The sequence below is a fragment of the Bulleidia sp. HCP3S3_C9 genome (assembly GCF_052064035.1).
Taxonomy (GTDB): Bacteria; Bacillota_I; Bacilli_A; order Erysipelotrichales; family Erysipelotrichaceae; genus Bulleidia.
Genome location: NZ_JBQHWJ010000077.1, coordinates 1 through 6,461 on the forward strand (window position 1 = coordinate 1; position 6,461 = coordinate 6,461).

Here is a 6,461-nt window from a genome sequence, read left to right on the forward strand (position 1 = left end):
TCCTCATTTACATGTTACAGGAAGCTCAACTTTACAGGTAAATCATACTCACTTCTTCTGTTTTCTCTGTCCGTTTTTGTGGACTATCAACTAATTCTTTAAAAAGAGCGACATTCATTAATAATCAATAACCTCTCCGCTGTTTTTCACAATATTTTTCCAGACAGCTTCTGTATTACTTATTCAAGTGCTATACCATAAAAAAGCACTGCCAAACAGACAGTGCACCTCATTTTATGCAACTGGCTGCCATTTTACAGGCCCTGTAGCTTTGCGTCACAGACTTTCGTCTGTTTTGCCAATTTCATTACTATAGCTTTTTAACTTATGTAAAAAAATTCAATTTTATTATACTTTAATCCTCTATTATATACAATCTACTATACACAAGAAAAACATGGCAGTTTTAACGCCCAAAAAATGAACGGCAAAAAATAGAACACATAAGGCGACCACAGTTCTCTAGCACAGAATTGGTGAGAATTTGCTACATGTTTTGCTGCAACTTGCAGCAAATTCCCTTCAGCAAGGCACAAAAAAAGCCCCAGAATATGGGACTTTTCGGCATTTTCCAAACTGAATAAATTAACGCTTGGTTAACTGTGGTAAGGCTTATTTATGCGGTTTTTTGAAGTATTTGTAACCTTTTTGTAACCTTTTGCTATTTTAGGGGTAAAAAATGGAGTGTTTACACATTTAAAGGAAACCGTTAAAAACCCTCACATTTGAAGATTTTTAAAAATAAGTTTTCAAATGTGTAGAATGGCTTATTTATGCTAAAAAATGGACTTAAAACCCCACATTTGAAGAAAAAAAGAAAGCACGGTAAATGTTTGCAAATGTGGAGCTAAAACCTAAATAATGGTACACTGTAACTAGAAATTCTAGAGGTAGAGGAAAGATGCGTCTACGCGCTCACTGAGCCAAAAGAGACCCTGGGTAAGCATCACCAGGCTAGAATTTACTAAAGGACGGCTTAACCGTCCTTTTTTTTGCTAGCTGTCTATTTCGTATACGCGTTAAGTTCAGCAAGGCTTTTATCTTCTTCTTTAATGCTCGTCACATCCAGCATCGGCATCCATGCTTTTCAGGTGAGTCCGACATGGCGTTCTTGCATGCTGGCCATACAAGTTCATTAAAGTAGAACGGGTACTCTTCATCGACCTTTGCCAGTTTTTTATCAAGAATAACCCCACTCCTACTCACCACTATATAGCCTTTGTCGTCAGTATCGTGCCATGGATAGTAGCTGTATTTTACTTCTTTTTCATTTGCGTATTCTAAATCATAAGTAATCATTTTTTTTCTTCCATACCTCGTTAACCATTGTTCGTATTTTTAACAAAATCGTCTAAAACATATCTAACCATTTTTGAGCACTCTACGGTAAGCCGTTCAAATTCTTCGGGATCGATATATTTTTTTCCTCCTGGGTATATTAAGCAAAATCCACTTTCACTAAATACTAGATTATACCCATTTAAATCTAATAACCCACCTAAGCCGTTTTGGCTTATAGCTTTTTTTTCTTCTTTTGGTACGCCATATCCCTTATAGCACCCTAAAAGGTCGCTTGCCTCAATGAAAACAGCTTCAATACCAAGGGCATCACATAAGGATTTCATAGTTTCAGAGTTAATACTACTAGGATCCCTTAAAGTAATACTATAGATAGTTCCTATAGGTACCCCACTTTTTTCTGATAGTTCCTTTAATGTCATACCGCGCATTTTGCATATATATTTTAAATTTTTTCCTATTGCCATTTTTATTAACCTTTTCGCATAAATTTTATCATATTACTGAAAATTCATTGTTTTTTACTTGACTAATTACTGAGTATTCATTATTATTTCTAAGGTGAATTAATGAAATTTCAGCAATTCACAGAAAGGAGCTATAAACAATGCTAAAGATAGACGCTAAAAAGCTCGAATTATCCCAAGCTAAAAAGGGAATTAACACGAATCAGATCATTCTAAAAAGCGGACTTACTGAAAAAACCATACAAAACATAAAGAACGGCAAGCCATGTAGACCGCTAAGCGTGCACAAGTTAGCCAAGGCGCTAGATGTAGACGTTACCGAGATCCTAAAGGAATGAAAGAGAGGTGATACCATGAAAGAACTTTATACAGGTAACAACGTAACAGTTCTAGAGGCTAGTCGGATCATGAAGAAAAGCCCCCAATACATACGCCAGGGCATTAAAACGGGATTATTGCCAATTGGTAAGGCTATAAAGATAGACGGCAGTAGTAAATATACGTACTACATAAGCCCCAAGCTGTTAAAGGACTACACGGGAGCGCCGTTAGATGATTGATTTTAAGATCCACGGCGAGACCCCAACAAGTTACACGGCTAGCGATCTACCAAGACATGCTAGAGCGTTAGCGCTGAGCGGTTTTAAGGTATTTCCATTAAGACCAGGAGACAAGCGCCCTTTAATAACTAAATGGCAAGAACAGGCCACAAATAGGTTAGATCAAGTATTAAATTGGTGGAGCGTAACACCTAACGCTAATATAGGCATAGCAACGGGCGACGGGCTAACCGTTATAGACATTGATACGAAAGACCATAACGGCGGAAACGGAGCGGACGGCGCAAAAAGTCTAGAAGAAATAGAGCTTATATATGGCGATCTAAACCCAACGATAACGGTACAGACCTGGAGCGGTGGAAAACATCTATACTACAAGACAGACGCACCACAAAGCAACAAGGTAGCTTTATGGCCAGGTATCGACATAAGAGGCGACGGCGGTTACATTGTAGCGCCTGGATCTATCATACAGGGGCGCCCCTATAGAATTATTGGAAAAACGTTCAAAGTAGAACCAGGAAACGACGCCGTTAAAGAACTTCTAAAAGAAGAAAGCACCTATACCAATGGATCCGAACCACCGCCAGGAACTAGCGACAAGCTGATACCGCAAGGACAGCGCACCGACTACCTAATAAAGCAGTGCGGTACATTATGCGACGGTACACGATCAAAGGAAACCATAAAGCAATTGATAGCCGTTATTAACAACACTCAACTAGAAACGCCGTTAACCGATAAAGAGCTAGATCGAGAAGTATACCCGTGTATAGATCGCTTTAAGGCTTGCACACCTAAAAACGTAAGTAACGAGCAAATGGCCATAGCTAAAGGCGTTAACCTGGTATCATTCCAGGATCTAAGCTATAAAACGGTTGATTGGTTGATACCTGGATATATTCCAAAGGGGTGTATAACCATTCTAGGCGGAGACGGCGGACAGGGTAAAACCTCGCTATGGTGTAACCTGGTTAGCGCTATATCATGTGGAAATGAGAGCATATTAAGCCATTTAGCGCTAGTCAACAGCAAGGGTATATCATTGGTATTCAGTGGCGAGGACGACCCCGAAAGCGTGCTTAAAAAGCGTTTAAGAGAGTATAACGCCGATGAAAGCAAGATATACACGCTAAAGCTAGACGATAGCGCCCTGGCAAGTATAACCATAGGCGGTGAACTGTTACCCATGCTAATAGAGCAGTACAGGCCGTTATTAGTTGTGTTAGATCCGATACAGCAGTTTATTAAAGATATAGACATGTCAAAGCGTAATGATGTAAGGCGGACACTACAGACGTTATCTTCTTTAGGCAAGAAATACGGAACTAGTTTTCTATTGGTAGTACATACCAACAAGAGGGATAAGGTAGCTAGCTTTAGGGATAAGCTAAGCGATAGCGCCGACTTGTGGGACATCGCAAGAAGTGTTATAGCAGTTGGAAGAACGCAAGACGGAAACGGCTTTATATCGCAAGAAAAGAGCTCATACAGCGCGCTAAACGATACCATTCTATTCACTTTTGACGGATTGACTATAAAGCCTACAGGAACAGAAAGAAAGCACTATGTGGAGCTTACAACAGGCCATAGACAAGCAAATAAAGCCCAGGAAAAAGAAGACGTTAAAAGCGATATTCTAGACTTTCTGGAGCTGAACGACAACATAGAAAAGCGCGCTTTATTGGATCATATGCAAACAAACGGCCACACGGCCAACATAATAAACCAGGCTATTAAAGAGCTTAAAGAAAGCGAGCTAATCGAAACAGCAAAACACGCCGACGGCTACGGTAACGGCGTAAAGGCTTTTATTAAATTAAAGAAAGGAAAGCAAAATGAGGAACTATAAAGAGAACATTTTAAAAACATTAAATAGCACCAATGAAAAAGCTATTGCACTTAAAAACTCTAGAGATACAGAGCTACACAAAGCCGAGAACACATACAGAAATCAAGCGCTAGAAAGAGCTAGAGCAATCATTGAGGAAAACTACACAAACGGCATTAACGAGCTTGCAAGCACTACGTCAAGCTATTTAAACAAAGTAAATACAGAGCTACGCAAGCAAGTTAGCGCTATCGCTACAAAGAGCCTAACAGACAACGAGATTACAGACATGGAGTTTATTAAGGCTTACGGCATCAAAAAGATGCAAGACAACCCTATTTTATTCAATATGTACCTGGAGAAACACGCGCATAGTTTTCCATTTATGGCGCTTCTAGTTTCTGAGGGCGTAAACCTGGATAATGCATCTATCCCAATTACTGAAATAGATAACCTTTTCGAGGCTTGCGACTATTATTTAAAAAATATCATTACCACACCCGACTACGCGAGTAGTATGGATAGCGCTGTATTGCTATCAGAAGATCATGGATCTATTGGTATTAATTGCAATACAATAGATACCTTTATTAACGCATACAGCGACTAGAGAGGAGCACACGCCATAATGGAAAGTCTACACTACTACACGGCTTTAATAGCCATGGTCAACAGCCTTAACGATCAAGGGCTAGAAAAGGCCTACGCACTTATGCACGGTATTTTTCTAAGATACAGCACGCCAGGCAATGAGGCTAGAGAAGAATACAACGAGAAAATGAACCAACTTAAAGACCTTTTAAACGTATGAAAAAGAACATACTCGAACAGATAGTCATAGATCTAGATCTTGATCTTGATAACGTTGATACCGATATGGATATCGACCTGGATCTAGACGTCGATACCGATATGGACGTTGATACCGATATGGATATCGACCTGGATCTAGACGCTGATCTAGACGCTAATACAAACATTAATCTATAAAGCCCCTATACTAAGAGGGGCTTTACTTCTAGGAGATACGCGCATATGAAACTACCTAATAACTATGGATCTATTGTCAAGCTAAGCGGTAACAGGCGCAAGCCGTACGCCGTTAGAGTTACGCAAGGGTGGAAACACAACGCTAAAAATGATACATATACACAAGTAAAAAAATATATAGGCTATGGAAGTACAAGAGCCGAGGCGCTAGAGATACTAGCGGAGTATAACCGAAACCCTTATAACCTGGATAGCAAAAACGTTACATTCAAGGACGCTTTTAACGCCTGGTATAACGAATACTCCAATAACGAGGGCGTTTCTAGATCTTCACTAGTTAGCTATACGGCATCATTCAAGGCGGTGGAGTGCTTGCACGAGAAACCCATAAGAGAACTTAAAACGTGCGATCTACAACAGGCTATAGACACTTGCGGTAAGAACTACCCGACGCTAAAGAAAATCAAGCTATTAATACAACAGGTTTACAAGTACGCTATTAAAAACGACATATGCGGTAAGAACTACGCGGAGTTTATTAACATTCAACAGTACCACGACAAGAACCCCAACGCTATAGACCGCGAGCCATTCACGCAAGAAGAAATAGCTACGCTATGGAATAACTCCAATAATTACGCCGTAAGAATAGTGCTAATTTACATCTATACAGGCCTAAGAGCCCAGGAGCTAACCAATTTAAAGAAAGAAGACGTTAACCTATTCGACAGGGTTATACATGTTACAGAAAGTAAAACGGCTAGCGGTATAAGAGTAGTACCGATAGCCGACAAGATAGCGCCGTTTATAGCTGATTTTATGCGCATTCCTGGGAAATACTTGATACAGGCTAACGGGCGCCCTATACAGTATTGGAACATGCTTAACACGTATTTCAAGCCATGTATGAACGCCTTAGGAATGCACCACTATATACACGATACGCGCCATACTTGTATAAGTATGTTAACCCTGGCAAACGTTAAACCCGTTACAATTAAAAAAATTGTAGGTCATAAAGGCGCAATGTCATTAACTGAAAGAGTATATACGCACCTGGATTATAAAGAACTATTAACCGCGATCAATAAGATATGAAAAAAGCAAACGCAATAGCTAAACGTTTGCTTTTTTCGTGCCGTCTACCGCACTACTTGCACATACACATATATATAATACTTAAATGGATAGGCTAAAGCAACGTGTAGAACGTCACATTAAATACACTAAGAAAATCAAATTAAATGCCAGAAGACATAACGTGAAATTCCGAAGTATTCAAATTATTTGATGCTGGTATTCAAATTGTTTACA

Annotated in this window: 7 protein-coding genes and 1 riboswitch; of the genes, 5 read left to right on the forward strand and 2 right to left on the reverse strand. The window is 39.6% G+C overall.

The window, feature by feature from the left end:
• Positions 1-234: 234 nt before the first annotated feature.
• Positions 235-310, reverse strand: a riboswitch (cyclic di-GMP riboswitch).
• A gap of 749 nt (positions 311-1,059) precedes the next feature.
• Together ACTND6_RS10240 and ACTND6_RS10245 are read right to left on the reverse strand one after the other, a co-directional pair.
• A complete protein-coding gene (locus ACTND6_RS10240) occupies positions 1,060-1,299 on the reverse strand; it encodes a hypothetical protein (protein WP_441024071.1) in 240 nt (79 codons plus the stop codon).
• A gap of 20 nt (positions 1,300-1,319) precedes the next feature.
• Entirely contained in the window at positions 1,320-1,766 is a 447-nt protein-coding gene (locus tag ACTND6_RS10245; protein WP_441024069.1) for a helix-turn-helix domain-containing protein, read from the reverse strand.
• A 140-nt stretch (positions 1,767-1,906) separates the two neighbouring features.
• Between ACTND6_RS10245 and ACTND6_RS10250 the strand changes: the two genes are divergently transcribed.
• The 5 genes from ACTND6_RS10250 (at position 1,907) to ACTND6_RS10270 (ending at position 6,245) form a co-directional block, all read left to right on the forward strand.
• On the forward strand, positions 1,907-2,104 hold the full coding sequence (locus tag ACTND6_RS10250; protein ID WP_441024067.1) for a helix-turn-helix domain-containing protein: 198 nt from the start codon (positions 1,907-1,909) through the stop codon (positions 2,102-2,104).
• A 15-nt stretch (positions 2,105-2,119) separates the two neighbouring features.
• Positions 2,120-2,326, forward strand: a complete 207-nt coding sequence (locus ACTND6_RS10255) for a hypothetical protein (RefSeq protein ID WP_441024065.1) — start codon at positions 2,120-2,122, stop codon at positions 2,324-2,326.
• A complete protein-coding gene (locus ACTND6_RS10260) occupies positions 2,319-4,178 on the forward strand; it encodes a bifunctional DNA primase/polymerase (RefSeq protein ID WP_441024064.1) in 1,860 nt (619 codons plus the stop codon). Before ACTND6_RS10255 ends, ACTND6_RS10260 begins: the two co-directional genes overlap by 8 nt.
• Entirely contained in the window at positions 4,165-4,767 is a 603-nt protein-coding gene (locus ACTND6_RS10265) for a hypothetical protein (protein WP_441024062.1), read from the forward strand. The genes ACTND6_RS10260 and ACTND6_RS10265 overlap by 14 nt, the downstream gene beginning before the upstream one ends.
• A 425-nt stretch (positions 4,768-5,192) precedes the next feature.
• Complete coding sequence (locus tag ACTND6_RS10270; RefSeq protein ID WP_441024060.1) at positions 5,193-6,245, forward strand: tyrosine-type recombinase/integrase; 1,053 nt, start codon at positions 5,193-5,195, stop codon at positions 6,243-6,245.
• The last annotated feature ends 216 nt before the right edge of the window (positions 6,246-6,461 follow it).

What these genes read in the sequence shown, in the direction of transcription:
- ACTND6_RS10240 (WP_441024071.1), bottom strand. Translation starts at nt 1,299, where the DNA reads ATGATTACTTATGATTTAGAATACGCAAATGAAAAAGAAGTAAAATAC.
- ACTND6_RS10245 (WP_441024069.1), bottom strand. Translation starts at nt 1,766, where the DNA reads ATGGCAATAGGAAAAAATTTAAAATATATATGCAAAATGCGCGGTATG.
- ACTND6_RS10250 (WP_441024067.1), top strand. Translation starts at nt 1,907, where the DNA reads ATGCTAAAGATAGACGCTAAAAAGCTCGAATTATCCCAAGCTAAAAAG.
- ACTND6_RS10255 (WP_441024065.1), top strand. Translation starts at nt 2,120, where the DNA reads ATGAAAGAACTTTATACAGGTAACAACGTAACAGTTCTAGAGGCTAGT.
- ACTND6_RS10260 (WP_441024064.1), top strand. Translation starts at nt 2,319, where the DNA reads ATGATTGATTTTAAGATCCACGGCGAGACCCCAACAAGTTACACGGCT.
- ACTND6_RS10265 (WP_441024062.1), top strand. Translation starts at nt 4,165, where the DNA reads ATGAGGAACTATAAAGAGAACATTTTAAAAACATTAAATAGCACCAAT.
- ACTND6_RS10270 (WP_441024060.1), top strand. Translation starts at nt 5,193, where the DNA reads ATGAAACTACCTAATAACTATGGATCTATTGTCAAGCTAAGCGGTAAC.